The following is a 22,026-nucleotide window of genomic DNA, read 5'->3' on the forward strand; positions in this document are numbered from 1 at the left end:
AAACGGAGGAAGTGTGAACAAGCAGCTAAGAACCGCAGTCGCCGTGTTCGGTGGCGCCGCCGCAATGACATTGATGGTCGGCTGCGGCGGTGGCGATGAAGGCGAATCGACCAGCACCACCAGCACGACCGAATCGACTTCGGCGACAACGACCACCACCGCTCCGGCGACGACTGCCGCGCCGGGTGGCACTGGCACGGTTCCCGGTGGACCCACCGGCGGTGGCGGCGCAGATGGTGGCGGCGGCACGATCCCGGGCGGCCCCACCGGGGGCGGCGGCCCGGATGGCGGCGGCGGCACGATTCCCGGTGGCCCCACGGGCAGTGGCGGTCCCGGCGGAGGCGGCGGCACGATCCCCGGCGGCCCGTCAGGCGGCGGCGGCCCGGGTGGTGGGGGCGGTTGTGTTCCCGGTGTGGGCTGCGTCGAGGTTCCGTAGTCCTTGCTGACCGACATCGAGTGTCGGGATATGTCACGCGATCTCGTCGAAATAGCGTGTGACGACCCGACACTCGGTGTCGGCGCCGATCTATTTATTGACCCAATGAGCTTTGTCCCCAACGGGCCCAAGGCCGGCGCATGGACATCTACGCGCCCACTGCCGAACATGGCAACGGAATTCGCGGCGGCCGATGAGCTCAATCCGGACCCCGACTGATCGCGGAATAATGTCCGCTCGACAGCGGTTCGAGCTGTTGATGCGTTACGGAATTTATGTCCCGTCGTTCGGCCCATATGGAGAGCCTGCCGTCCTTCGCGATCTGGCGATCGCCGCGGAAACCGCAGGATGGCACGGATTTTTCATGTGGGATCTGCTCAGCCCGGACGACTACGACCCTCCGGTTGCCGATCCGTGGGTGGCGCTGGCCGCGATAGCCCAGGCGACCAGCACGATTCGCCTCGGGCCGATGGTCGTTCCACTACCGCGGCGCCGACCGGCGAAACTCGCACTCGAAGCGAGCACGCTGCAGTCGCTGTCCAACGGACGGCTGATCCTTGGGCTGGGTACCGGAGTCGGCTGGGACTACACACGTTTCGGCGAAGGCTCGAGGCGGTCAGAACTCGCAGCAAAGCTCGACGATGGCGCCGCGCTGCTTCATCAGTTGCTTTCCGGCGAGCCCGTCGAACATGACGGGCCGTACTACAAGGCCACCGGTGTCCGCTTTCCGCCCACCGACGTTCCAGTGTGGACCAGCGGGTTCTGGCCGCGAAAGGGCCCGGTTCGAGGCGCACACGGAGCCCATGGACTCTTCCCGCAGATTCGCGATGAGACGGAGGACTTTCGGCTCCCCACACCGACTGAGCTCCAATCGATACGCGCCGAGTTCGTCGACAACGGCGGGCGGCCCGACGCTGACATCGCGATCTGGACGCCGAATGACGCCAAAGCACCATCGGCCTCACGTGCCGAAGAGTTTGAACAGGCCGGGGCCACCTGGTGGTTCCAAGACGGCTCCGAACTCTCGCCAGCCGAGCTGAAGAACCGGATCGCCGCTGGGCCGCCGATACGCTGATCGGCCGAACCGCCGCCGAGCGCACGGTTGTCCGCGGGGTCTGTCGCGTTTCATGTACGACAAGCGTGCGTTGGTGCGCCGCCCCTAGTCCGGCAGTGAGTTGCTCAGCCGCTCCGTCGCGGCCAGGTAGTCCTCGATGAATTCGCGCACGACCTCGCGCGCCGGCTTCACCTTGTTCATCAGCCCGACGCCCTGCCCGACGAAGTAGGTGGCCAACGCCTGGGCACCCGGATGCCCCTGCGCCGCAAGCACATCGACGCGGCGGATGACCGGCTCGGCCAGCATCGACTGCAGCGGCAGCGGCAATGTCTGGTGGCCGCCCTCGTGCGGCTGCCAGGCATCGGTCCAGTCGGACACCAGCTGCCGGGCCGGCTTGCCGGTGCGACCCGTGGAGCGAATGGTGTCGCGCGACGATGCGGCCAGGAACTTCCGCACGGTGTGGGGGGCCGTCTCGGCCTCCTCGGTCGTCAGCCACACCGACCCGGTCCACGCTCCGGCGGCCCCCATCGCGACGCAGCCCGCCATCTGCCTGCCCGTGACGATCCCGCCGGCCGCCAATACCGGTACCGCGTCGCCAATCGCCTCTAGAACCTCCGGGATCAACACCAGCGTCGTCACCTCACCGCAGTGCCCGCCGGCCTCGGTGCCCTGGGCGACGATCAAGTCCACTCCCGCGGCGACCTGCTTGACTGCGTGCTCCTTGGCGCCGACCAGCGCCGCGACGGGAACCCCGCGCTCCTTGCCCGCGTCGATCATGTAGTCCGGCGGTACGCCCAGCGCATTCGCGATCAGCTTGATCGGATGACTGAATGCCACCTCGAGCAGGTCCTTGCCGGTGTCACCGGACAGGAACGACGGGCCCGTCCGAGGCGACGCCTCTGGTTCGATGTCGTGCGCCGCGAGCAGGTCGGCGATGAATCCGCGATAGTCCTCGGGGATGCGGGCGGCCAACTCGCCTCGCGCCAGGTTCTCGCCCTTGCCCTCGAACTTGGCAGGCACGATCAGGTCGACGCCATACGACTTGCCGCCGACGTGGTCGTCGATCCATGCCAGCTCCTGGTCCAGGGTCTCGGGCGTGTAGGCCGTTCCGCCGAGAACGCCGAACCCGCCGGCGTTGGTCACGGCAGCGACGACGTCGCGGCAGTGGCTGAACGCGAAGAGCGGAAAATCGATGCCGAACTGCTCACAAATAGCGGGCTTCATCCCACCAGTATTACTAGGTGACACCTGTCGCCGACAGGAAGCCGTCGATCTCGGCGAGCATCTGGTGCCCGTCCTGCAGTTCGCGGTCGTTGTGTCCCGCCCCCGGCACCAGCACGTACCGCTTGGGCTCGTTGGCCGCGTCATAGAGTCGTCTGCTCAGGGCTGCGGGAACGATGTCGTCGCGATCGCCCGCGATCACCATGACCGGCACGCGCACCGACCCGATCCGATCGATCGACGGATACCTGTCCGCCAGCAGCCACCGCACCGGCAGCCACGGGTAGTGCATCGCGCCCACGTCGGGCAGGGATGTGAACGGCGACCGCAGGATCACCGCCGCGGGCGGCGTATCGACAGAGGCCGCGGGCGGCGTATCGACAGAGGCCGCGGGCGGCGTATCGACCGATGCCGCGGGCGGCGTATCGACCGCGAGGCCGACAGTGACTGCGGCGCCTAGGGATTCGCCGAAGTACACGATCTTCTCGACGCCGGGCTGTGCCGCCAGCCATGCCTGCGCGGCACGCGCATCGGCCGCCGTCCCGTCTTCGGAAGGCTTACCCGGGTTGCCGCCGTAGCCGCGGTAGTCGAACAGCAATACCGAAAGGCCCATCCTGTTCAGCGCTGCGGCCAGCTCGATGCGATCTGAGCGGTCGCCGCCGTTGCCGTTGCACACCAGCACTGCGGGCCGCCTCACCGGGCACTGGGAAATACCAAGCACCCAAACGGATTCCGTCGTCAGTTTCGAGAACGACGTCCTGGCCGTTGGGCAACATCGCCGCCGCGGGCGGCACCGGGCCCGGCGACGGGAAGTAGATCAGCCGTCGCTGCTGCGACCACACCAATGCCAGCAGACCCGATGCCACGAGCGCGACGATAGCGACAACGACCGCGAAGCGCTGCATCTATACCCGTAGTGGTGCGAACGCGAACTCGCGCAGGCCGTCGCGCGGATCGACCGCCGCATGAAATCCCAGCAGCCGCGCCGCTTTCGCAGGGTCGGCGACGATGTGGCGGACATCGCCGCTGCGGTACTGCCCGGTGACCACCGGGGCGGCAGCCTGATGTCGCCGCCGGGGCGGCTCCGCGGCACCGCGTGCGTCGCACAATTCGGACGCCACCTCCATGATCGAGATCGGCCGACCGGAGCAGACGTTGAACGCGTCGAATCCCTCGCGCGCGGTTTCCACCGATGCCACGTTGGCCGCCGCGATGTCGTCGACGTGCACGAAGTCCCGCATCTGGCCGCCGTCTTCGAAAACCCTTGGCACGTCTCCCGATTCCAGCTCCGAACGGAAGATCGCCGCAACCCCGGAGTAGGGGGTGTCACGCGGCATGTGCGGACCGTACACATTGTGATAGCGCAACGCGACGACCGCGCCGCCGCTGGCTTCGGACCAGGCCAGCGCGTAGTGCTCCTGCGCGGTCTTGCTCGCCGCGTAGAGGCTGCGCGGCCGCAGCGGCGCGTCCTCCCCCACCAGCAGCCAGGCAACCGTCGCACCGCAGATCGGGCAGCGGTGCTCGAACACCCCGGCGTCGAGGTCGGCCCGTGCGCGCGGCAGTGGGTCGACCGGGCCGTGCTCGGCGCAGTCGTATCGGCCCTGGCCGTAGACCACCATTGACGATGCCAGCACCAGCCGCCTGCAGTCCGCGGCGAACATCTCGGCGAGCAGGACCGCAGTGCCGAAATCGTTGTGGCTTCCGTACGAGGGTGCGTCCGCTGCGTTCACCCCTGCGCCCACCACGGCCGCCTGGTGGCACACCACGTCGACGCCATCCAGCAGTGGCGCCAGCGCGGACGCGTCACGGATGTCGAGCACCTGGCAGTCCGGCGGCGGCTCCGCGCCGTGGCCGTGCGCGGCGGGAAGCATCGCGTCGACGGCGACGACGTCGTGGCCCGCGTCGCGCAGCGCGGCACCGACCCGGGTCCCGATGAACCCGGCCGCACCGGTCAGCAGAACTCTCACGGCAGATCGATGGGAAGTTGGACACCCTCGTGCGGCTGGCAGTGCGTGCACGTCTGCTCGAGGGAAACTCGATCGATAGCCTCGTGCATGAGCTTCTTGAACGGCACCATGTTGCGTTCGAACTCGGCGAAGACGTCAACAGCCCGAACAGCGCTTCCGCTGTCGATACCCGCGTCCAGATCTGTCACCAAAGCGATAGCCGCATAACACATTTCGAGCTCACGGGCCAAGACCGCCTCCGGGTATCCGGTCATGTTGACCAGACTGAACCCCTGGTTGGCGAACCATCGGCTTTCGGCCCGAGTCGAGAATCGCGGCCCCTGCACCACCACCATCGTGCCGCCGTCCACCACGCCGGGCAGGTCGGCCACGGCGGCACGCAGTGTCGGGCAGTACGGGTCGGCGAACCCGACGTGGATTCCGCCGGAGTCGAAATACGTGTCGTCACGACCGCTGGTGCGGTCGACCAATTGGTCGGGCACCACCATTGCGCCGGGACCAAGCTCCGCGGTCAGACTGCCGACCGCGCACGGTCCGAAGATCCGTCGGACACCGAGGGCACGCAATGCCCACATGTTGGCGCGGTACGGCACGGTGTGCGGCGAGAATTCGTGCCCGGCGCCATGCCGTGGCAGGAAGGCGACCTCATGGGCGCCGACGGTGCCGACGGTGATCGAGGCACTCGGCTCGCCATAGGGAGTGTCCAGGTTGATGGCGCGGGCGTCGGACCCGAAGAAGGTATAGAACCCGCTGCCGCCGATGACTCCGAGCAAGGGCCGCTACTCGCCCGGGGTTTCGTCCTCGACCGGCCGCGACGCACGCCGAGCCCCGTCGCGGATTTCGAATACGTCGGTCGCGAAACCGCCGATGGCGTTTGCGACGTCCTTGACTGCGGTGGTGATGATCGAAGCCACGTCGCCGACGGTCGACGCGCCCGACCCGACGATCTCCTGCATTGCGTCCTTGCGGATCTCGGTCTTACTGAGTCGCTCCTCCATGTGATCAGTCTGCCACGGCTAGGAGTGCCGGACTCACGGACGAAAGCAACCATCGTGCAAGACTTGCATTCGTGGCCAGTTTCGCGCAGTGGGTGGAAGGCGCCCGGCCCAGGACACTGCCCAACGCGATCGCCCCGGTCATCGCCGGCACCGGCGCGGCCGCCTGGTTGCACGGTTTGTGCTGGTGGAAGGCCCTGCTGGCAATGGTTGTCGCGGTCGCGATGATCATCGGGGTGAATTACGCCAACGACTATTCCGACGGCATCCGCGGCACCGACGACGTGCGGGCGGGGCCGCTGAGGCTGGTGGGGTCAAAGGTCGCCACGCCGCGGTCGGTGCTGACCGCCGCGGTGATCAGCCTGGCCATCGCGGCCGCGGCCGGACTCGCGCTCGCGTGGTTCAGCGCCCCGTGGCTGATTCTCGTCGGCGGGCTGTGTATCGCCGGCGCATGGCTGTACACGGGCGGCTCCAAACCGTATGGCTATCTCGGGCTGGGTGAGGTCGCGGTGTTCGTGTTCTTCGGCCTCGTCGCCGTGCTCGGCACCCAGTACACGCAGGCGCTGCGGATCGACTGGATCGGGGGCGCGATGGCCGTCGCGATGGGCTGCATGTCGTCGGCGGTGCTGGTGGCCAACAATCTGCGAGACATCCCCACCGACAAGGAATCCGGCAAGATCACGCTGGCCGTACGCCTCGGCGATCCGCGGACCCGGCTGCTGTACCAGGGGCTGATGGCCGCGGCGTTCGTCCTGACGCTGGTGCTGATGCTCGCGACACCGTGGGCGGCGGTCGGCCTGGTGGCGCTGCCGCTGGCGGTGCGGGCCGCGGCCCCCGTGCGAAAAGGTCTCGGTGGCAAGGAATTGATCCCGGTCCTGCGCGACACCGGGCTGACGATGCTCGTCTGGGCGGTCGCGGTGGCATTGTCACTCGCGATTTCGGCGCGCTGATCAACCGTCAAGGTTGATGAGCGCGCCCGATTCGCAACTAGCTGACGGCCGTCGGAGCGTCGGACACCTTCACCAGCGCCACCTCGGGCTTAGCCGGCACGTCGTCGGCCAAAAACCAGCGGAACGCGAGATTGCCGCGTGGATAGTCAAGCGTGGTAATCGAATTCGGGTGCTCAGTCATACCGCGTGAGATGACGACCGTCATCGAGCCATCCGCGTTGGGCACCGCCGAGTAGCCGTTGACCGAACTGCGCGCATCGGCGACACCGGGAGTCGCCATGAACTGGTTCCACACGACCAGGTTCCAGAATCGGCATGCCGGGGGCCGATGGGTGACGACGAGCGCCTCGCCGTCCTCGAGCACGAAACTGCCGTAGGCATAGCAGGCGTCGCGCGCCGACCAGCCGAAGTTGGCGTCGGGTACCTGGTAAGGCTCCGCGAATTCATTTGCAGTCGAGGAAATTTCGTGGCCCAGCGAGTGCGCATCCTCGCTGCGCACCCCCACGGCCAGCGGCAGGATCGCGAACATCGTGCGCAACCACGCCGCACTGGAACGCAGAGCGGTCGCGGTCTCGGCGTCGCCGTGCCGGAAGGTGTCTGGTTCGTCGAGCGCCTCGATGTGCCACTTCACCGGACGCCCGGTCTTGGGGTCGCCCTGGTAGTCACGTGTCATCAGCACCGCCGCTTCCGGCGTCGGTCCGAAGTCGAAGGAGAAGTTGCCGTCGGCATCGATGTCGAGATCGTCGTCACGCAGGATCGCGACGATCCGGTCAGACCACGCGCCCGGCGCCGGTTCGTTGTATGCGGTCACCGAGAAGTAGACGCTGTCGCCGGCGTTCCCGCTGATCCGATAGCGCCGGTTCGGGTCGACCGGGCACATGAAGTAGTAAGCGTCGGTATTGTCGCCGCCCCAGCGGCGGTCCGGCCGGAATGGAGAGTTGATCTCCACCCACAGCGGCCGGCTGGGATCGGCGAACAGGTAGGTGTCGAACGCGACGCCGAGCGTGGTCGCCAGCATGCGATAGCCGTCGGCGATGTGCCGATCATCGGTCACCGCGCGGTCGCCTTCGAGGAAGGTCTGGTCCAGACTGCCGAGCGTCTCGAGGAGTTCACGCCAGGCTGCGGCGGATTCGTGCTCGCTCATGCGCTGATCCCTCTCGCGATGAATTCGGCGGTGCGGTCCATCCAGGCCTCGTCGAGCGTCTCGGGGTGGGTGATGAGAGCAAGGAAGATGACGCCGGCGAGCGCGTCGATCACATCGTCGGGACGGACCTGCGGACGAACCTCGCCACGGTCGCGCGCCGTCTCCAGCCAATCGTCCAGCCCATGGGACAGGACGTCGACGAAACGTTCGAGCAGCGCCGCGTGCAGCGTGGGGTCCACGGCCATCTCCGCGACCAGGCCCGGCAGCGCCGCCAACGCAGCCGGGGTGGTCAGGAGGGCGAAGGTCCTGCGCAACATCTCGCGCACGTCGCCGAGCGTGCTTCCCGTCGAAGGAAGCTCGGTGTACTCCGTGACCGGGAATACGGCCTCGTGCACGAGGTGCGCCTTGCTGGGCCACCGACGATAGATCGCCGGCTTGCTCGTGCCTGCGCGCCGTGCGATCGCGTCGACAGACAGCGAGGCGTAATCGGTCTCTCCAAGCAACTCCGCCGCGGCATCCAGAACCGCGCTGTCGATCCGGGGATCGCGGGGTCGGCCAATTTCAACCATCATTATGAAACTGAAAGTAACATAAGTTGCCGTGACCGACATCGCAGCCGACTTCGAGCCGCCTATCGTCGAACTGGACGATCTCGCCGAACCCCGCTTCTCGCCCGAGGCCGAACCGCTACGACAGATGATGGGCTCGATGGCGGCCGCTTGCCCGCTCGACGCCGATGCGCTGCATACCAAGGCCGCCGCCGAGACCGGTCTCGGCGATTTCGGCTCCGACGACTACCGCGAACGCCTCGACGTGTACCTCGATGCACTGCAGGGCATTTCCGGCATGCATGACATGGGCGTCGTCAATTTTCACGCCCAACTGTTGCAATGGCTGAAGAACAGGCTGCTGCTCACCGACCTGTTGTCCCGCCATCCGGAGATCTGCGATATCGAGCTCGAGCCACCGGTGGTGATCGCCGGGCTGCCCCGCACGGGCACCACGCACCTGCACAACCTGCTCGCCGCCGCGCCAACGTTCCGCACGATCCCGTACTGGGAGAGCAACGAACCCTTCCCGCTGCCCTCGGAGGTGGGTGTCGAACCGGATCCCCGCCGGACCCGGATGGACGTCGCGGTGGAGGTGATGAACCTCGTGATGCCCCGCTTCGCGCTGATGCACGAGATGACCACCGACCACGTGCATGAGGAGATTCAACTACTGGCCAACGACTTCTCGACGATGCTGTTCGAGACCCTGGGGCACGTGCCGAAGTGGCGCGACTACTACCTGTCACACGATCAGACGACGCACTACGAATACCTCGCCACTGAGCTGAAGGCATTGCAGTTCCTTCGCGGCGGGCGACGCTGGCTGCTCAAGTCGCCCCAGCACCTCGAGCAGCTGCCCGTATTGAACGCGGTCTTCGGAGGCGTGATTGTCGTTTGTACACACCGAGATCCGGTGCCGGTCGTGCTTTCCATGCTCGCGATGCTCACCTACAGCGCGCGTATGCACCGTTACCCGGTGCCCGTGCAGGAGATCGCAGCGACGTGGACAGATCGTCTGGAACTGATGCTCAACGCATTGGTTCGCGATCGCGACGTTCTGCCGCCCGAGCGATCGATCGACATCCGCTTCGACGACTTCATGGCCGACGAAATGGGCGTCGCCTCAAGGATTTACGACCTCGCTGGAGAACCGCTACGTGCCGATGCGCGGGCGGCGATCGAGGGCTACCTGGCCGGACATGAGCGCGGTCGCCTCGGGCGCATCGCCACGTCCGCTGAAATGTTCGGCCTCGATGATGAAGACTTGCGAAACCGGTTCAAGCCGTACACCGATCGCTTTCTGTCGTGACCGCACCAACGTCAGCCTTCTGAGGTACCAGTCCAGTACTCGACAACGCGACCATCGGCGAACTTGAGGATGTCGTTGCCGATGAATCGCTTGGGCCCGTCCGGCGCCGCCCCGGTACCGATCCAGCGGGCTGCGAGCCGATCCCCGTCGACGATCGGCTCCACCTCGATGACGAACCTCAGGTCGGCGAGCATCGTCCTGGTCTTGTCGATGATCGAGGCCAACTCGTCTGGCCCGTGCACCTCACGGTCCGGCCAGTGGCCGACGAAATCCTCGGACACCAATTCGTACGCGACAGGTTGACCGGCCCACAGCTCGTTCAGCCAGCGCCCGTATAGCTCTTTCGCAGACTCAGTACGCTCTTCCGTAGAAGTCATGCGGGTTTACTACCCCGTCGCCGCCGAAGCTAAGCAAAGTTTGCTGTGATCAAGCTCACTTGACGCAGCGATATCCCGCCATCCCAACCATCCGATGCCCGCTAGCTGCATTGTTGACGGCCATGCCGTGAGGTGTGCTGGTAGCGGTGGCAGCACATGGATCCGAGACGGCCGGGGCGCGGGTGATCGTCGCCGACGATGACGTGCTGCTACGAGAAGGGCTGGCCAGCCTGCTGGATCGGTCCGGCTTTCAGGTCGTTGGGCGGGCCGCCGACAGCGCGGGGCTGCTCACAATGGTGGCTGCGCACCGGCCCGACCTCGTGATCGTCGACATCCGCATGCCGCCGACGCACAGCAACGAGGGCATCGACGCGGCCCGTGCGATCCGCGCCGAATCGCCGGAAACGGGCATCCTCGTGCTCTCCGCCCATGTCGAGGTCGACCATGCGATGGAACTTCTCACCGGCGATCGCCCGGTCGGCTACCTGCTGAAGAGCCGCGTCACCGATGTCGGCGACTTTCTGGACACCCTCATGCGCATCGCCAGGGGGGCATCCGTGGTGGACCCCGCGGTGGTGGCCGAACTCCTGTCGACCCGTCGGCGCAACGATCCACTGGCCATGTTGAGTGCGCGCGAGCTGGAGGTGCTGGCGCTGATGGCCGAGGGCCGCTCCAACGGGGGCATCGCACGACGGTTGTGGGTCACCGAGGGCACCGTCGAGAAGCACGTCCGCAGCATCCTGGCCAAGCTGGACCTGCCGGAAACCGGCGACGACCACCGCCGGGTCCGTGCCGTGATCACCTTTCTGGAGGCGCGCTGACCTGCTGGTTCCCAGCCTCGTTGCCACTGTGATGTCTATTCACCAATTCCACGATCGCCCGAGGCGACAAAGCGATCTTCGACAGGAATCCCACTGCGGCGCTGTCGGCGATCAGTTCGGCGAGGTCCTGTTCGGCGTGCGCCGAGATCAGAATCACCGGCAATGCTTGCGATTCGCCACAAGCACAGAGCTGTTCGACGAGGTCGAACCCACTCTCGTCGCCGAGATCGACATCGACGAGGGTGACGTCCGGGCGCAGGTCCCGGTAACAGCGCAGCCCGTCGGCGCTGTTCGACGCGAGGCCGACCACGGCGATGCCTGCGCGTTCGAGCATGTCGAGCGCGGCGCTGCGGAAGCTCTGGCTGTCGTCGACGATCAGGCAGCGCATGGCCGCACCCATAGCAACATTCCTTCAGCGTGCCCAACGATTGCCGGACCCCGCATTGCGGATAACTGGAATCTCGACGGTGCCGTAAACGTTTTTCCAACAGTGGTGACGACGACATGAAGCATGCGCCGACGATGCGGCGATTGGCGCCGTCGTCGCTGCCTCGAGGACTGCTCACCGCCCTGGTGCGGCCGACGACCCCACCGCTGAGCGTGGGCGTCGCGGTGGCGGTCGCGTTCATCGCCGCGGAAACGCTGTTGGTCTACCGCCTCAAGCAGGTCGGCCCCGAGGCATACGGGGCGATCTTCCTGCTCGGCGTCCTCGTCATCTCCGCGGGCTGGGGTTTCGGGCTCGCGTTGGCGACATCGATTGCGAGCGCCGTCGTTTATTTCTATTTCCACGTCGCCGATTCCGGGGTGCTCTTCCCCGACGAGGCGAAGGACTTCGTCGCGCTCCTGGTGTTCCTGCCCGTGGCCCTGTCCGCCAACATCCTGGGTAGGCAGGCCAGGATCCGGGCGATCGAATCCGAGCACCGCAGGCACGAGGCGGATCGCGCCGCGGCGATGGCGGGCGCGCTGGCCGAACAGCAGGCCGCGCTGCGTCGGGTGGCGACGCTGGTCGCGCGGGGCGTATCCCCGGCGGAGATTTACCCGACGGCAGTGGCGGAACTGTCCCGTGGTCTCAAGGTGCAGAACGTCACTCTGGTGCGCTACGTCAAGGAGGGCGCCCACGTCGTGGTCGGCGCCCGCGACGACAACGGCGACCCGATCTTGCCAGGAGGCGAGTTCCTCCCCATGGAGGGAGACAACGTGGCTGCGCTGATCTACCGAACGCGTGCGCCGGCGCGGATGGACACCTACGACGGCGCAACGGGCCCGACCGCGGACCGCATCCGTCGGCTCGGTCTGACGTCCGCGGTCGGCGCGCCGATCATCGTCGACGACCGCATGTGGGGCGCATTGATCGTCGGCTCGGCGGGAACCGAACGGCTGAGCACCGACACCGAACACCGCATCCGCGACTTCGCCTATCTGATCGCGATCGCGATCGCCAACGCCGAGACCCGCGCCGAGCTCACCGCCTCACGCGCACGCATCGTCACCGCGGCCGACCAGGCGCGTCGACGCTTCGAGCGCGATCTGCACGACGGTGCGCAGCAGCGCGTCGTCTCGCTCGGTCTCGAGGTCCGCGGCGTCGAGGAGTCCGTCCCGGCCGACCAGCCGGCGCTACGCGAACAGGTTGCGCACATCGCCGCCGGACTCACCGCGATCTCCTCCGACCTCAGGGAGATCTCGCGCGGTATCCATCCGGCCATCTTGTCGCGGGGCGGCCTCGGACCGGGCATCAAGGCGCTCGCACGCCGGTCGACAGTGCCGGTCGCTCTCGACGTCGACATCGACTCCCGGCTGCCCGAACAGGTCGAAGTCGCGGCGTATTACGTTGTGGCAGAGGCACTGACGAATGCTGCCAAACACGCCAAGGCATCGGAGATCAGCGTGCGTGCGACCACCGAGACCGGCGACCTTCGTCTCGACATCAGCGACGACGGAGTCGGCGGCGCCGTCGTCGGGGGTGGCACCGGCCTGATCGGGCTCAAGGACCGTGTTGAGGCACTCGCCGGCCGGCTCGAGATCATCGGGCCGCCCGAAGGCGGAACGAGGCTGATCGCCACGATCCCGGTCGACGCCGAGCCGCTAGGCCTGTAGCGCGTCGAGCAACCGGTCCAGGTCATTCTCGTTGTTGTAGAGGTGAAAGCCCACGCGGATCGCCCCTGCACGCACGGAAGCGCGCAGGCCGGCCCGCTGGAGTTTTGCCGCTGCCCCCTCGATCGGCAGCGAGACGATCGCCGAATCCTGCTGCGGCAAATCCAGTTCAGCCCGCAAGCGGTTGGCCAGCCCTAGGCAATGCCCCTGCACTGCGTCGCTGTCCAACGACGCCAGCCACGGCATGGCGAGTCCGACGCCAAGGACGCTGAACCACGCCGGCGACAGGTCGAACCGGCGAGCGTCGTCGGCCAGCCGAAGAGGCAGCCCGTAAATCGTCTGCCACGGCTCTTCACCGGCATACCAGTTGGCAGCGTGAGGTGTCATGGCGCGATTCATTCTGTCGCTCAACGACATCCACGCCGTACCCCGCGGCGACATCAACCACTTGTAGACCGCGGCGACGGTGACGTCGACCCAGTCCAGTTCGACGCGTTTCCACCCGAGCGCCTGCGTGATATCGATGACGGTCAGGGTCTCGGTCCCCGCCACGTGCGCGCGCAGGTCGTCCAAGTCGAGCACCGCACCGTTGGCGGACTGCACCAGGCTCACGGCGACGACGTCGAAATCGGCTGCGGCCGTCACCAATTCGTCGGCAGGCAGCTCGGTGACAGTGACGCCGCGACCCGCCTGGGCGGCAAACGGAAATGTGGTGCTGGTGAACTCACCGCCCAGGGTGGCCACCCTGGCGCCGTCGGGGATCGCCGCGGCCACCAGCCCCAGCGCAGCCGAGACGGTGCTGCTCATCGCCACCGAGGCGACGGGAACGCCCGTCAGCGCGGCATAGCCGGCCCGTCCGGCCGCCACGTGCTCGTCGAACGACGGGACATCCATGGTCCCGTTCTGCCACCTGCCGATGCAGTCCAGCATCGCGTCGACGACAAACTGCGGCGGTAGACCGTAGGTGGGCGAATTGAGAAATCCATCGGCCCCGAGGAACTCGGCGCCGAATGCTTCCCGTGTCATGGGGTGGGCGGCTCTTCGCCGCGGAGCCTGGCCTGCAGTTGCTCGCGATCCGTGCGGCGCCGTTGGTCGAGGACGGCGATGCTGGCGGTCGCGCGACGGCGAAGCGGCGCGAATATCCAGATGCCCAGCGGCAACGCGATCACCATGGCGAAAAGAAGTGCCACCACGATGGGAAAGTCCCGCAGCCCGAGCAGGTGGCCGGCGCCCCAGATCACTGCGGTCAACGCGACAACCAGTAGTAACCGGGCCAAGACGTAGACCACCAGGTCGGCTACGAGCCGTGTTCCTGGCCGACTGTCAGACACGGGCCGAGCCTACCGATGGCGCGTATATTCGGAACAAGGAGGTTTGTTGTGGTCTATCTGTTCGCGATTCTTGTCTTGGCCGGCCTGGTCTACGTGGGCCTACGGCTGATGCGCGCGAACGCGACTCGTCCGCAGCCCCGCACGATCGGCCCGGACGACGATCCGGAGTTCCTGCGCCGTCTCGGCCCGGAAGGCAAGCCGAGGTAGTCCCCGGTCTCAGAGCGGGTCGCGCCGCGTGCCTCCGAAACCCGATGCGATCACCGCCGCCAGTTCGAGCAACGCCTCTCGCGTCTGGGGCTTGAGTCGGTCGAGGCTGATCTCCGCGCCTTCTTCGAGGTGCGGATCGAACGGCACCTGCAGCACAGCTCGGCACCGCCGGTTGAAATGATCGACGACCTTACTCATATCGACCTTGCCGGATCGCGGCCGCACGGCGTTGATGACCGCGACCGAGTTGCGCACCATCTCCTGGTGCCCGTGCGCATCCAGCCAATCCAAGGTGGCCGATGCGCTGCGTGCGCCGTCGACCGACCCGGAGCTGATGACGATCAACGCATCCGCCTTGGCCAGTACCGCCGCCATCGCCGAGTGCATCAGACCGGTGCCACAGTCGGTGAGCACCAGACTGTAGAACCGTTCGAGCACCTCCAGCGTGCGGGTGTAGTCCTCGGAACTGAATGCTTCGGACACCGCGGGGTCGCTTTCCGACGCCAGGACCTCCAGGCGGCTGTCGCCCTGCGAGGTATACGCGCGGACATCGCTGTAGGCCTCGATCCCCTCCGCGTCGCGCAGTAGGTGCCGCACCGTTGCGGGTGTCTCCAGCGGCACTTTCTGGCTCAGAGTGCCTCGGTCGGGATTGGCATCGACGGCGATGACGCGGTCACCGCGTACCGACGCCAGCGTCGCGCCGAGCGTGGCGGTGACGGTCGTCTTGCCCACGCCGCCCTTGAGCGACAGGACGGCGATGCGGTGGCAGCCCCGCAGCGGCTGCTGTACCTGCGCGATCAGGGCGTCACGGTGGATGGCCTTCGGCCCTTCACCGACGTTGATCAGTTTGAACGACGCCAGATACAGCCATTTGCGCCAGCCCTCCGACGGCGCCCGTCTGCGCTGACCGAGCAGTGCCACGGTGGACAGGTCCAGATAGGGCGGCGGATCGTCGATCAACCCTGCATCGGCCGGCGGTGTCGGCTCCAGCGGTGTCGGCTTCAGCGGCAATCCGCGGGGTGGGGTCGGCGCGGTCCAGTCCGGCGGTACGTCCAACGCCGGGTCGGTGAACCGATTCTGGCCACGAAATCCAGTTGAGCCAGCAGAGTTTTTGTACGAAACGGCATCCGCTTCGAGGTCCTTGCCGAGACGATCCGCAGCGCTGTGCGCGGGATTGTCAGACACGCTGAATGCTCCCCTCTATCCGACTCCGGCGTACGAATGCAGCCCCACTGTCACGAGGTTGATGAAAAAGAGATTGAACACCATCGCGACGAAGCCCGCGACGTTGATCCAGGCGGCTTTGCGGTCACGCCAGCCCGCCGTCGAACGGGCATGGAGGTAGGCGGCGTAGATCACCCACGCGATGAACGACACCGTCTCCTTCGGGTCCCAGCCCCAGTACCGGCCCCACGCCTCCTCGGCCCAGATCGCGCCGAAGATGACACCGAAGCCGAACACCGGGAACGCGAAGATCGTGGTGCGGTACGCGATGCGATCCAGGGTCTGCGCGTCGGGCAGTCGCTGGATGACGCGGGCGACGACGCCCTCGCGGTCGGCCTCCCCCAGTGACGACATCTTCAGCAGAAACAGGATGCTGGCCACACCGCCGACCAGGAAGACCCCCGAGCCGAGACTGACCACCGACACATGGATCGGCAGCCAGTAGGACTGCAACGCGGGCATGACCGGGGCGGCATGGGTGTAGAGCCATTTGCCCGACACCGTCAGCAGGATCAGAACCGGCGCGAGCACGAACACCCACAGCGCGCGGAGCTGGGGCTTGCGCAACACGACGGCGGCGGCCACCAGGCCCGAGAAGCACGTCAGGTTGATGAATTCGTACATGTTGCCCCACGGCACCCGCGACGTGGCCATGCCGCGCAACACGATGCAGACCAGCAGCAGTCCGATGCCGAGATACGTCAGCGCCAGACCGGCTCCGCCGATCCGCTCGTCGACACTGCGGCGGGGCTTCTCGGCCACGATGCCCGGCGCACCGCCACCTGGGTGGACACCTGCGCTGACGGCCTCGCGCTCGATGACTTTGCGGCCGCGGCTGTACGCCAGTTCCACCGCGAGCAGGAGCAGTGCACCGACGAGCACCACGACCGACGTCGTGAAAGCCCAATCCGAGTACCTGGCCAGTCCGATGTCGATGTGGTCGGTGTTCATCCGCGACCTCGCTCGATCTTCATCTCACGTTCCTCTCGCTGCGCATCGTCAGCCCCGGCCAACAGGCGATCGGTCAGACGCTCGAATTCGTCGCCCCAGCCCGAGTTGTCGGTACGGGCCAACCCGCCCAGCTCGACGCTCACGGTACCTGGACCAGCGGGGGCGACTCGAATCCAGATCCGGCGCCTGCGCACCACGAGTGAGACCAGCAGCCCGCCCATCATCGTCAGCGCGAACACCAGCACCCATATCTGCGCGGGGTCGTGCGACACCTGCACGTTGATGAAGGGCACCGCGCCGTCGAATCGCACGACGGTGCCGTCGTCGAGGCGGGTCGACTCGCCGACGCCGAGGTTGACTCGAGCCTCCTTGGTCAGCCTGCCCTGCTCGATGAGGCGTGGGTCCAGGGTGAACAACGACTGCGGCCTTCCGGTATCCAGACCGCTGTCGCCCTTGTAGATGTCGATGGCGACGGCGGGATCGTTGGGGGCGGGGAAGCTCGATGACAGCAGCGTGCCGTGAAGCATCTCCGTGGGGGCGAACAGGCCCTGGATGGCGATCTGGTTCTTGCGGCGCTCGTCGGCGTCGGGATAGGTGCCTGCCGGCGGATCGAAGCGCATCGCACCCGAGGACAGCATGGTGATCTGGTCGTCCGGCCGCCACTGCAGCGTCTGCGTGCGGGTCTGACCGTCGGGGAACGTGACGGTGAACGTCGGGGCGTAGCCGTGGCCCTGCAGGTAGATACGGTCGCCGCCGATGCGCAGTGGGTGATTCACCTCGAGCCGGTACGGGCGCCAGGTGTTCGAACTCAAGTCGGCCCCGGCCTGGTAGTCGATATTCGCGGCGAACGATACGGCCTGCCCGCTGGGTAGATAGTCGGCCTGGAAGTCGTTGACCCGCAGGCAGATCGGATGCAGGGAGGTGCCGTCGACGGTGTTACCCGCCCGGAACGAGTCGAATGCCGCCGGCGACGCCGAGCAGAAACCGGGTCCGCCGTCCGCGACGACGATGACGTTTCCCTCGTAGCCGAACAGCTTCCCGGCCGCCACCGCGACGAGAAGGCCGAGCAGCGAGAAGTGAAAGACGATGTTGCCGAACTCGCGCAGATAGCCCTTCTCGGCCGATATTTCGACACCGGTGCCGTCCTGCTCCCGGGTGACCGTGCGCCAGCCCCGCAGCCTTCGCGTCACCGTCGCGGCCAGCGCCTGCGGCTCACCGGTCACTTCGGCGGTGTGATTCTTGGGCAGCCGGTTGAAGTTCCTTGGCGCGGCCACGGGAACGGCGCGCATGCTGCGGACATGTTCGATCATCCGCGGCGTCAGGCAGCCGACGAGTGAAATGAACAGCAGCGCATAGATCGAGGTGAACCAGAAGCTGGAGAACACGTCGAATGCCTGCAGTCGATCCAGCCACGGGCCGATCGTCGGATGCTCGGCGATGTACTGCGCGACCTTGGCCTCGTTGAGGCTGCGCTGTGGCAGCAGGGCACCCGGGATGGCGCCGAGCGCGAGCAGGAACAGCAGCACCAGCGCGGTGCCCATCGACGTCAACGTGCGCCAGGTGTTGCGCATCAGCGCGAACAGTCGCGAAAACCCTCTATAACCACCATTTTTTGGGGTTTTCACGTTCCCCGGCTGACGCGGGGCCCCTTCTCGCGCTTCAGTGGTACTCATATCGGCAGCGTCACGTCGCTGACAAAGGCGTCACGCACCCAGGACACGAACTCGTTCCACACTCCGGTGACCAACGCGGTGCCGACGAGGATGAGCAGCACGCCGCCGAAAATCTGGATTCCCCGCGCGTGCACACGCAGCCACGCCAGCCCTTGTACGGCCCGCGCCGAACCGAATGCCAACAGCACGAAGGGAATTCCCAAACCCAAACAGTAGGCGATGACGAGCGCCACGCCGCGCCATACGTTGGCACCCTCGGTCGCCGATGCCACCGCGATCACCCCTGTCAGCGCCGGCCCGAGGCACGGCGTCCAGCCGAGCGCGAACACCGCGCCGAGCAGCGGAGCGCCGCCGAGCGTGGAGAGCTGGCGTGGCGCGAACCGGGCGTCGCGTTGCAGCACAGGGATGAACCCGACGAACACCAGACCCATCACAATGGTGATCACGCCGCCGATGCGTTGCAGCAGAAGCTGATTGGTGATCAGGGTCGTGGTCATACCCAGCACCGCGACGGTGCCGAGTACGAACACCGCGGTGAACCCCGCGACGAACAGGGATGCGGCGCCTGCGACACGCAGCCGCGCCGTACGAACAGCGATGCCCTTCTCAGCCGACGTCGTACCCAGCCCGGGCTGGTCCTCCACACCGACGACCGCGGCGAGGTACGACAGATAACCCGGCACGAGTGGCACCACGCACGGCGAGGCGAACGACACCAGCCCGGCGAGCACGCTGACGAGGAATGCCAGCAGAACCGGGCCGCTGGCCATCAGCTCGTCGACCTGGTCGAGGGTCACGTGCTGCCCTTGTCCGGTTCAGGCGATTCTCTGGCCAGCCGCTCCACGACCGGCTGCAGGTCTTCGGCAAGCAACTCCCGCAGGAACACCGCGGCGACGCGGTGCTCTCGGTCCAGCACCACCGTGGACGGGATGACCGTGGTGGGATATCGGCCGCCGAACGCGATCATGGTCCGCATCGGAGGGTCATAGATCGACGGGAAGGTGATCTTACGGTCGACGATGAAATCAGTTGCGGCTTGACGATTGTTGTCGCGAACATCGATGCCGAGGAACGCGACACCTGCTGCCCGCGTCGCGTCGTACACCTGCTGAAGCTGGGTGATCTCGGTGCGGCAGGGCCCACACCACTGCCCCCACACGTTGATCACGACGACCTTGCCCGCGAAGTCGTCGAGCGAGATCGTCTTGGCGGGATCCATCAAGTCGGGCCCCGACAACGGGCCGGGACGGCCGCGGCTGGCAGGCGGATCGTAGAAGATGTCGGTCTTGCCGCCCGGAGCGACGAACTCGAAGGTGCCCCCTTGTGCGACGGCGTCGGTACCGGTGGAGCACCCAGCGAGCGCGACACACATCGCACTAGCCAGCATGGCCACGAACAACTTCACTGCCCGGCCAACTCCGCATAACCCCAGCCGACCAAACGATCGTCGTGGAAATAGAAGGACGTCAGCGAGGCCAGGTTGCACAGCCGCCGAGTCGGAAAGTGATGCAGATTCCGCTTCGTCATCGCGCGTCGCAACGTTTCGACAGGCAATTGATGACTGACACACACCGCCTCGTGCCCGGCGGCCTTGACCCGCGCGCGCTCCAGCGCCGCCGTCATCCGTTCAGCGATTTCCTTGTACGGCTCGCCCCACGACGGCTGCCGCGGATTCCTCAGGTGCCACCAGTTCCGAGGATTGCGCAGCGCACCGTCGCCCGGCGATACTCGTTGGCCCTGAAAGATATTCATCGACTCGATCAGGTCAGCGTCGGTGTCGATCGGCACATCGTGGAGCGCCGCGATCGGTGTCGCGGTCTCCTGTGCGCGCTCCAACGGCGATGCGACGACGTAGGTGATGTCGCGTTCTGCCAGCCAGTCGGCCACCGCGCGCGCCTGGGCCTGACCACGCTCTGAGAGATGGTAGTCCGGCAGCCGGCCGTACAGGATCTTCTCGGGGTTGTGCACCTCACCGTGGCGCATCACATTGACGATCGTTTTCTCGCTCATGTGGTTTGCGTCGCTTCTGCTGCGGCACGCGCGGCGCCAGGAAGGGCGGCGGCAATGCGATCGAATGCGTCGTCATCCAGTGCCGTTGAGACGAACCAGGTTTCGAACGCGCTGGGCGGTGGATAGATGCCCGCATCGAGCAGGCCGTGAAAGAAGGCGGGAAAGCGCCACGTTTCGGTCGACCGCGCCGACGCGAAGTCGGTCACCGGCTGGTCGGTGAAGAACACACTGAGCATGTTTCCGGCACGCTGAACCCGATGAGCCACACCGGCTTCCGTCAACGCCGCGGAGAAAAGGCCGTCGAGGCGGTCGGCATTGGCGTCGAGCGTTGCGTAGACGGTGTCGTCGGCCGCGCGCAGCGTGGCCAGCCCCGCGGCCATCGCGACCGGATTGCCCGACAGCGTGCCGGCCTGGTAGACGGGCCCGAGCGGGGCGAGTCGCTCCATCACCTCGGCCCGGCCTCCGAACGCCGCGGCGGGCAGGCCGCCGCTCATCACCTTGCCGAAGGTGAACAGGTCGGCATCGACGGGATCTACTCCGTACCAACCTGATCGGCTGACCCGGAACCCGGTCATCACCTCATCGGAGATCAGCAACGCGCCGTGCGCGGAGGTGATGTCTCGCAGTGCCGCGTTGAAACCGGGCAGCGGCGGGACAGTGCCCATGTTGCCGGGGCTGGCCTCGGTGATGACGCAGGCGATCTCGTCGCCGAACTGAGCGAAGATGTCCTCGAGTGCCGCGACGTTGTTGTAGGGCATGACGATCGTGTCGGCTGCGGCGGCTCCGGTGACACCGGGCGACGAGGGCAGGCCAAGGGTCGCGACGCCGGAGCCCGCGTCGGCCAGCAGGGCATCACTGTGCCCGTGATAGCAGCCCGAGAACTTGATGATCTTGGCCCGCCCCGTGTAGCCGCGGGCCAGCCTGATCGCACTCATCGTGGCCTCGGTGCCGGAATTCACCATCCGGATCCGCTCGACCGGCGCCACGCGGCCGATGATCTCGGAGGCGAGTTCGGTCTCCGAGGGCGTCGGGGCGCCGAAGGACAGGCCGTCGACCGCGGCGCGTTGGACGGCGTCGACGACGGCGGGGTGCGCGTGCCCGAGGATCATCGGCCCCCACGAGCACACCAGATCGACGTATTTGTTGCCGTCGGCGTCGGTGAGCCAGTAGCCGCTGGCCGAGGTGATGAAGCGCGGGGTGCCGCCGACCGAGGTGAACGCACGGACCGGGGAGTTGACCCCGCCGGGGATGACGGCGCATGCGTCGGCGAACAGCGCAGCTGAGGCCGCTGTCGCCGATGAGGTGCTACGCATGGCCACCAGTGTTCCAGCCGGGCGAAATGCGTCAACTACAGGGTGTAGTGGCTAGCCCTTCGGCGTGAGCGCGAACACCGGGTGGTCGGCATCGGCGGGCAGCTGACGCCAGTAACCCTCGACGACCTTGCCTGCCAGCGGGCGGTACACGGCGATGACGGGGCCGCGCTGCTCCACCGGTATTTCGCTGGCGACGTACTTCCGGTCGCTGACCTGGACATCGGCGTCGGCGCGGACGTTGCGCACCCACTCCGTCTCACCGCGGGTCGACACCAGATACTTCACCCCGTTCACCTCTGGCACGACCACCGGAATCTTCTGGGGTTGCTTGCTTACACGCTTGGTCACGATCAGTGTCTCGCTGCCGCCGACTCCCGTCGCCATCGCGATCCTGTTGAAGA

Annotated in this window: 25 protein-coding genes and 1 pseudogene; 7 read left to right on the forward strand and 19 right to left on the reverse strand. The window is 66.6% G+C overall.

All coding sequences use genetic code 11. The features are described 5' to 3' along the window. Positions 1 to 13: 13 nt before the first annotated feature. Both CSQ99_RS05890 and CSQ99_RS05895 read left to right on the forward strand, forming a co-directional pair. Positions 14 to 436 (forward strand): hypothetical protein, encoded by a 423-nt coding sequence (locus CSQ99_RS05890; protein ID WP_141562650.1) that lies wholly within the window; start codon positions 14 to 16, stop codon positions 434 to 436. Between the two features lie 229 nt (positions 437 to 665). Beyond that, positions 666 to 1,511 (forward strand): LLM class flavin-dependent oxidoreductase, encoded by an 846-nt coding sequence (locus tag CSQ99_RS05895; protein WP_176560892.1) that lies wholly within the window; start codon positions 666 to 668, stop codon positions 1,509 to 1,511. Between the two features lie 84 nt (positions 1,512 to 1,595). Here CSQ99_RS05895 and CSQ99_RS05900 read toward each other — a convergent pair whose 3' ends face one another. From CSQ99_RS05900 to CSQ99_RS05920, 5 genes and pseudogenes are all read right to left on the reverse strand, one after another. Next, positions 1,596 to 2,714 carry an NAD(P)H-dependent flavin oxidoreductase gene (locus tag CSQ99_RS05900; RefSeq protein ID WP_099038129.1) on the reverse strand — a complete coding sequence of 373 codons (1,119 nt, stop codon included), beginning with the start codon at positions 2,712 to 2,714 and terminating at the stop codon, positions 1,596 to 1,598. Between the two features lie 13 nt (positions 2,715 to 2,727). Then, positions 2,728 to 3,616: pseudogene (locus tag CSQ99_RS05905) on the reverse strand (alpha/beta hydrolase). Next, positions 3,617 to 4,678, reverse strand: coding sequence for an NAD-dependent epimerase/dehydratase family protein (locus CSQ99_RS05910; RefSeq protein ID WP_099038130.1), 1,062 nt, complete (start codon positions 4,676 to 4,678; stop codon positions 3,617 to 3,619). After that, positions 4,675 to 5,451: an S-methyl-5'-thioadenosine phosphorylase gene (locus tag CSQ99_RS05915; RefSeq protein WP_099038131.1), complete on the reverse strand. Its 777-nt coding sequence runs from the start codon at positions 5,449 to 5,451 to the stop codon at positions 4,675 to 4,677. The genes CSQ99_RS05910 and CSQ99_RS05915 overlap by 4 nt, the downstream gene beginning before the upstream one ends. Positions 5,452 to 5,457: 6 nt before the next feature. Then, the gene (locus CSQ99_RS05920) at positions 5,458 to 5,676 is read right to left on the reverse strand and encodes a hypothetical protein (protein ID WP_099038132.1); all 219 of its coding nucleotides are present in this window, start codon (positions 5,674 to 5,676) and stop codon (positions 5,458 to 5,460) included. 71 nt (positions 5,677 to 5,747) lie between these two features. On the opposite strand from CSQ99_RS05920, the gene CSQ99_RS05925 reads away from it, so the two are divergent. Then, complete coding sequence (locus tag CSQ99_RS05925) at positions 5,748 to 6,623, forward strand: 1,4-dihydroxy-2-naphthoate polyprenyltransferase (protein WP_099038133.1); 876 nt, start codon at positions 5,748 to 5,750, stop codon at positions 6,621 to 6,623. A 37-nt stretch (positions 6,624 to 6,660) separates the two neighbouring features. Here CSQ99_RS05925 and CSQ99_RS05930 read toward each other — a convergent pair whose 3' ends face one another. Beyond that, positions 6,661 to 7,767, reverse strand: a complete 1,107-nt coding sequence (locus CSQ99_RS05930) for a DUF1214 domain-containing protein (protein WP_099038134.1) — start codon at positions 7,765 to 7,767, stop codon at positions 6,661 to 6,663. Next, on the reverse strand, positions 7,764 to 8,339 hold the full coding sequence (locus CSQ99_RS05935) for a TetR/AcrR family transcriptional regulator (protein WP_099038135.1): 576 nt from the start codon (positions 8,337 to 8,339) through the stop codon (positions 7,764 to 7,766). The genes CSQ99_RS05930 and CSQ99_RS05935 overlap by 4 nt, the downstream gene beginning before the upstream one ends. Positions 8,340 to 8,463: 124 nt before the next feature. Between CSQ99_RS05935 and CSQ99_RS05940 the strand changes: the two genes are divergently transcribed. Beyond that, a complete protein-coding gene (locus CSQ99_RS05940) occupies positions 8,464 to 9,627 on the forward strand; it encodes a sulfotransferase family protein (RefSeq protein WP_099038293.1) in 1,164 nt (387 codons plus the stop codon). An 11-nt stretch (positions 9,628 to 9,638) separates the two neighbouring features. Here the strand turns inward: CSQ99_RS05940 and CSQ99_RS05945 are convergent, their stop codons facing one another. After that, positions 9,639 to 10,004, reverse strand: coding sequence for an ester cyclase (locus CSQ99_RS05945; protein ID WP_099038136.1), 366 nt, complete (start codon positions 10,002 to 10,004; stop codon positions 9,639 to 9,641). A 146-nt stretch (positions 10,005 to 10,150) separates the two neighbouring features. Between CSQ99_RS05945 and CSQ99_RS05950 the strand changes: the two genes are divergently transcribed. Beyond that, entirely contained in the window at positions 10,151 to 10,825 is a 675-nt protein-coding gene (locus tag CSQ99_RS05950; protein WP_099038294.1) for a response regulator, read from the forward strand. Here the strand turns inward: CSQ99_RS05950 and CSQ99_RS05955 are convergent. Beyond that, positions 10,803 to 11,225, reverse strand: a complete 423-nt coding sequence (locus CSQ99_RS05955) for a response regulator (RefSeq protein WP_099038137.1) — start codon at positions 11,223 to 11,225, stop codon at positions 10,803 to 10,805. The genes CSQ99_RS05950 and CSQ99_RS05955 overlap by 23 nt on opposite strands. A 104-nt stretch (positions 11,226 to 11,329) precedes the next feature. Here CSQ99_RS05955 and CSQ99_RS05960 point away from each other — a divergent pair, with 104 nt between their 5' ends. Further along, positions 11,330 to 12,919 (forward strand): sensor histidine kinase, encoded by a 1,590-nt coding sequence (locus CSQ99_RS05960; RefSeq protein ID WP_245908739.1) that lies wholly within the window; start codon positions 11,330 to 11,332, stop codon positions 12,917 to 12,919. On the opposite strand, the gene CSQ99_RS05965 is transcribed toward CSQ99_RS05960, so the two are convergent. Together CSQ99_RS05965 and CSQ99_RS05970 are read right to left on the reverse strand one after the other, a co-directional pair. Beyond that, positions 12,908 to 13,942 carry an aminotransferase class V-fold PLP-dependent enzyme gene (locus CSQ99_RS05965; protein ID WP_099038138.1) on the reverse strand — a complete coding sequence of 345 codons (1,035 nt, stop codon included), beginning with the start codon at positions 13,940 to 13,942 and terminating at the stop codon, positions 12,908 to 12,910. The genes CSQ99_RS05960 and CSQ99_RS05965 overlap by 12 nt on opposite strands. Next, entirely contained in the window at positions 13,939 to 14,247 is a 309-nt protein-coding gene (locus CSQ99_RS05970; RefSeq protein WP_099038139.1) for a DUF4229 domain-containing protein, read from the reverse strand. Before CSQ99_RS05970 ends, CSQ99_RS05965 begins: the two co-directional genes overlap by 4 nt. Before the next feature lie 48 nt (positions 14,248 to 14,295). On the opposite strand from CSQ99_RS05970, the gene CSQ99_RS30910 reads away from it, so the two are divergent. Then, positions 14,296 to 14,454 carry a hypothetical protein gene (locus tag CSQ99_RS30910; protein WP_099038140.1) on the forward strand — a complete coding sequence of 53 codons (159 nt, stop codon included), beginning with the start codon at positions 14,296 to 14,298 and terminating at the stop codon, positions 14,452 to 14,454. A 9-nt stretch (positions 14,455 to 14,463) separates the two neighbouring features. On the opposite strand, the gene CSQ99_RS05980 is transcribed toward CSQ99_RS30910, so the two are convergent. The 8 genes from CSQ99_RS05980 to CSQ99_RS06015 form a co-directional block, all read right to left on the reverse strand. Then, entirely contained in the window at positions 14,464 to 15,639 is a 1,176-nt protein-coding gene (locus CSQ99_RS05980) for a MinD/ParA family ATP-binding protein (RefSeq protein WP_099038141.1), read from the reverse strand. 15 nt (positions 15,640 to 15,654) lie between these two features. Beyond that, positions 15,655 to 16,629, reverse strand: a complete 975-nt coding sequence (ccsB, locus tag CSQ99_RS05985) for a c-type cytochrome biogenesis protein CcsB (RefSeq protein ID WP_099038142.1) — start codon at positions 16,627 to 16,629, stop codon at positions 15,655 to 15,657. Further along, the gene (gene resB, locus CSQ99_RS05990; RefSeq protein ID WP_099038143.1) at positions 16,626 to 18,200 is read right to left on the reverse strand and encodes a cytochrome c biogenesis protein ResB; all 1,575 of its coding nucleotides are present in this window, start codon (positions 18,198 to 18,200) and stop codon (positions 16,626 to 16,628) included. Before resB ends, ccsB begins: the two co-directional genes overlap by 4 nt. Positions 18,201 to 18,298: 98 nt before the next feature. Beyond that, on the reverse strand, positions 18,299 to 19,072 hold the full coding sequence (locus tag CSQ99_RS05995; protein ID WP_099038296.1) for a cytochrome c biogenesis CcdA family protein: 774 nt from the start codon (positions 19,070 to 19,072) through the stop codon (positions 18,299 to 18,301). Positions 19,073 to 19,095: 23 nt separating this feature from the next. Then, positions 19,096 to 19,689 (reverse strand): TlpA disulfide reductase family protein, encoded by a 594-nt coding sequence (locus tag CSQ99_RS06000; RefSeq protein ID WP_099038297.1) that lies wholly within the window; start codon positions 19,687 to 19,689, stop codon positions 19,096 to 19,098. Between the two features lie 14 nt (positions 19,690 to 19,703). Then, entirely contained in the window at positions 19,704 to 20,312 is a 609-nt protein-coding gene (locus CSQ99_RS06005; RefSeq protein WP_099038144.1) for a histidine phosphatase family protein, read from the reverse strand. Next, entirely contained in the window at positions 20,309 to 21,625 is a 1,317-nt protein-coding gene (hemL, locus tag CSQ99_RS06010; protein ID WP_099038145.1) for a glutamate-1-semialdehyde 2,1-aminomutase, read from the reverse strand. The genes CSQ99_RS06005 and hemL overlap by 4 nt, the downstream gene beginning before the upstream one ends. A gap of 51 nt (positions 21,626 to 21,676) precedes the next feature. Beyond that, positions 21,677 to 22,009, reverse strand: a complete 333-nt coding sequence (locus CSQ99_RS06015) for a nitroreductase/quinone reductase family protein (protein WP_099038146.1) — start codon at positions 22,007 to 22,009, stop codon at positions 21,677 to 21,679. Between the last annotated feature and the right edge of the window lie 17 nt (positions 22,010 to 22,026).

It is taken from the genome of Mycobacterium neglectum, assembly GCF_002591975.1.
In the GTDB taxonomy this organism is placed as follows: domain Bacteria; phylum Actinomycetota; class Actinomycetes; order Mycobacteriales; family Mycobacteriaceae; genus Mycobacterium; species Mycobacterium neglectum.

Excerpts from the sequence above, each read along its gene's own strand:
- CSQ99_RS05930 (WP_099038134.1), bottom strand. The coding sequence starts at position 7,767 with ATGAGCGAGCACGAATCCGCCGCAGCCTGGCGTGAACTCCTCGAGACG.
- ccsB (WP_099038142.1), bottom strand. The coding sequence starts at position 16,629 with ATGAACACCGACCACATCGACATCGGACTGGCCAGGTACTCGGATTGG.
- CSQ99_RS05935 (WP_099038135.1), bottom strand. The coding sequence starts at position 8,339 with ATGATGGTTGAAATTGGCCGACCCCGCGATCCCCGGATCGACAGCGCG.
- CSQ99_RS06005 (WP_099038144.1), bottom strand. The coding sequence starts at position 20,312 with ATGAGCGAGAAAACGATCGTCAATGTGATGCGCCACGGTGAGGTGCAC.
- CSQ99_RS05945 (WP_099038136.1), bottom strand. The coding sequence starts at position 10,004 with ATGACTTCTACGGAAGAGCGTACTGAGTCTGCGAAAGAGCTATACGGG.
- CSQ99_RS06015 (WP_099038146.1), bottom strand. The coding sequence starts at position 22,009 with ATGGCGACGGGAGTCGGCGGCAGCGAGACACTGATCGTGACCAAGCGT.
- CSQ99_RS05995 (WP_099038296.1), bottom strand. The coding sequence starts at position 19,072 with ATGGCCAGCGGCCCGGTTCTGCTGGCATTCCTCGTCAGCGTGCTCGCC.
- CSQ99_RS06000 (WP_099038297.1), bottom strand. The coding sequence starts at position 19,689 with ATGCTGGCTAGTGCGATGTGTGTCGCGCTCGCTGGGTGCTCCACCGGT.
- CSQ99_RS05900 (WP_099038129.1), bottom strand. The coding sequence starts at position 2,714 with ATGAAGCCCGCTATTTGTGAGCAGTTCGGCATCGATTTTCCGCTCTTC.
- CSQ99_RS05920 (WP_099038132.1), bottom strand. The coding sequence starts at position 5,676 with ATGGAGGAGCGACTCAGTAAGACCGAGATCCGCAAGGACGCAATGCAG.
- CSQ99_RS05960 (WP_245908739.1), top strand. The coding sequence starts at position 11,330 with ATGAAGCATGCGCCGACGATGCGGCGATTGGCGCCGTCGTCGCTGCCT.
- CSQ99_RS05965 (WP_099038138.1), bottom strand. The coding sequence starts at position 13,942 with ATGACACGGGAAGCATTCGGCGCCGAGTTCCTCGGGGCCGATGGATTT.
- CSQ99_RS05895 (WP_176560892.1), top strand. The coding sequence starts at position 666 with ATGTCCGCTCGACAGCGGTTCGAGCTGTTGATGCGTTACGGAATTTAT.
- hemL (WP_099038145.1), bottom strand. The coding sequence starts at position 21,625 with ATGCGTAGCACCTCATCGGCGACAGCGGCCTCAGCTGCGCTGTTCGCC.
- resB (WP_099038143.1), bottom strand. The coding sequence starts at position 18,200 with ATGCGCAACACCTGGCGCACGTTGACGTCGATGGGCACCGCGCTGGTG.
- CSQ99_RS05955 (WP_099038137.1), bottom strand. The coding sequence starts at position 11,225 with ATGGGTGCGGCCATGCGCTGCCTGATCGTCGACGACAGCCAGAGCTTC.
- CSQ99_RS05940 (WP_099038293.1), top strand. The coding sequence starts at position 8,464 with ATGATGGGCTCGATGGCGGCCGCTTGCCCGCTCGACGCCGATGCGCTG.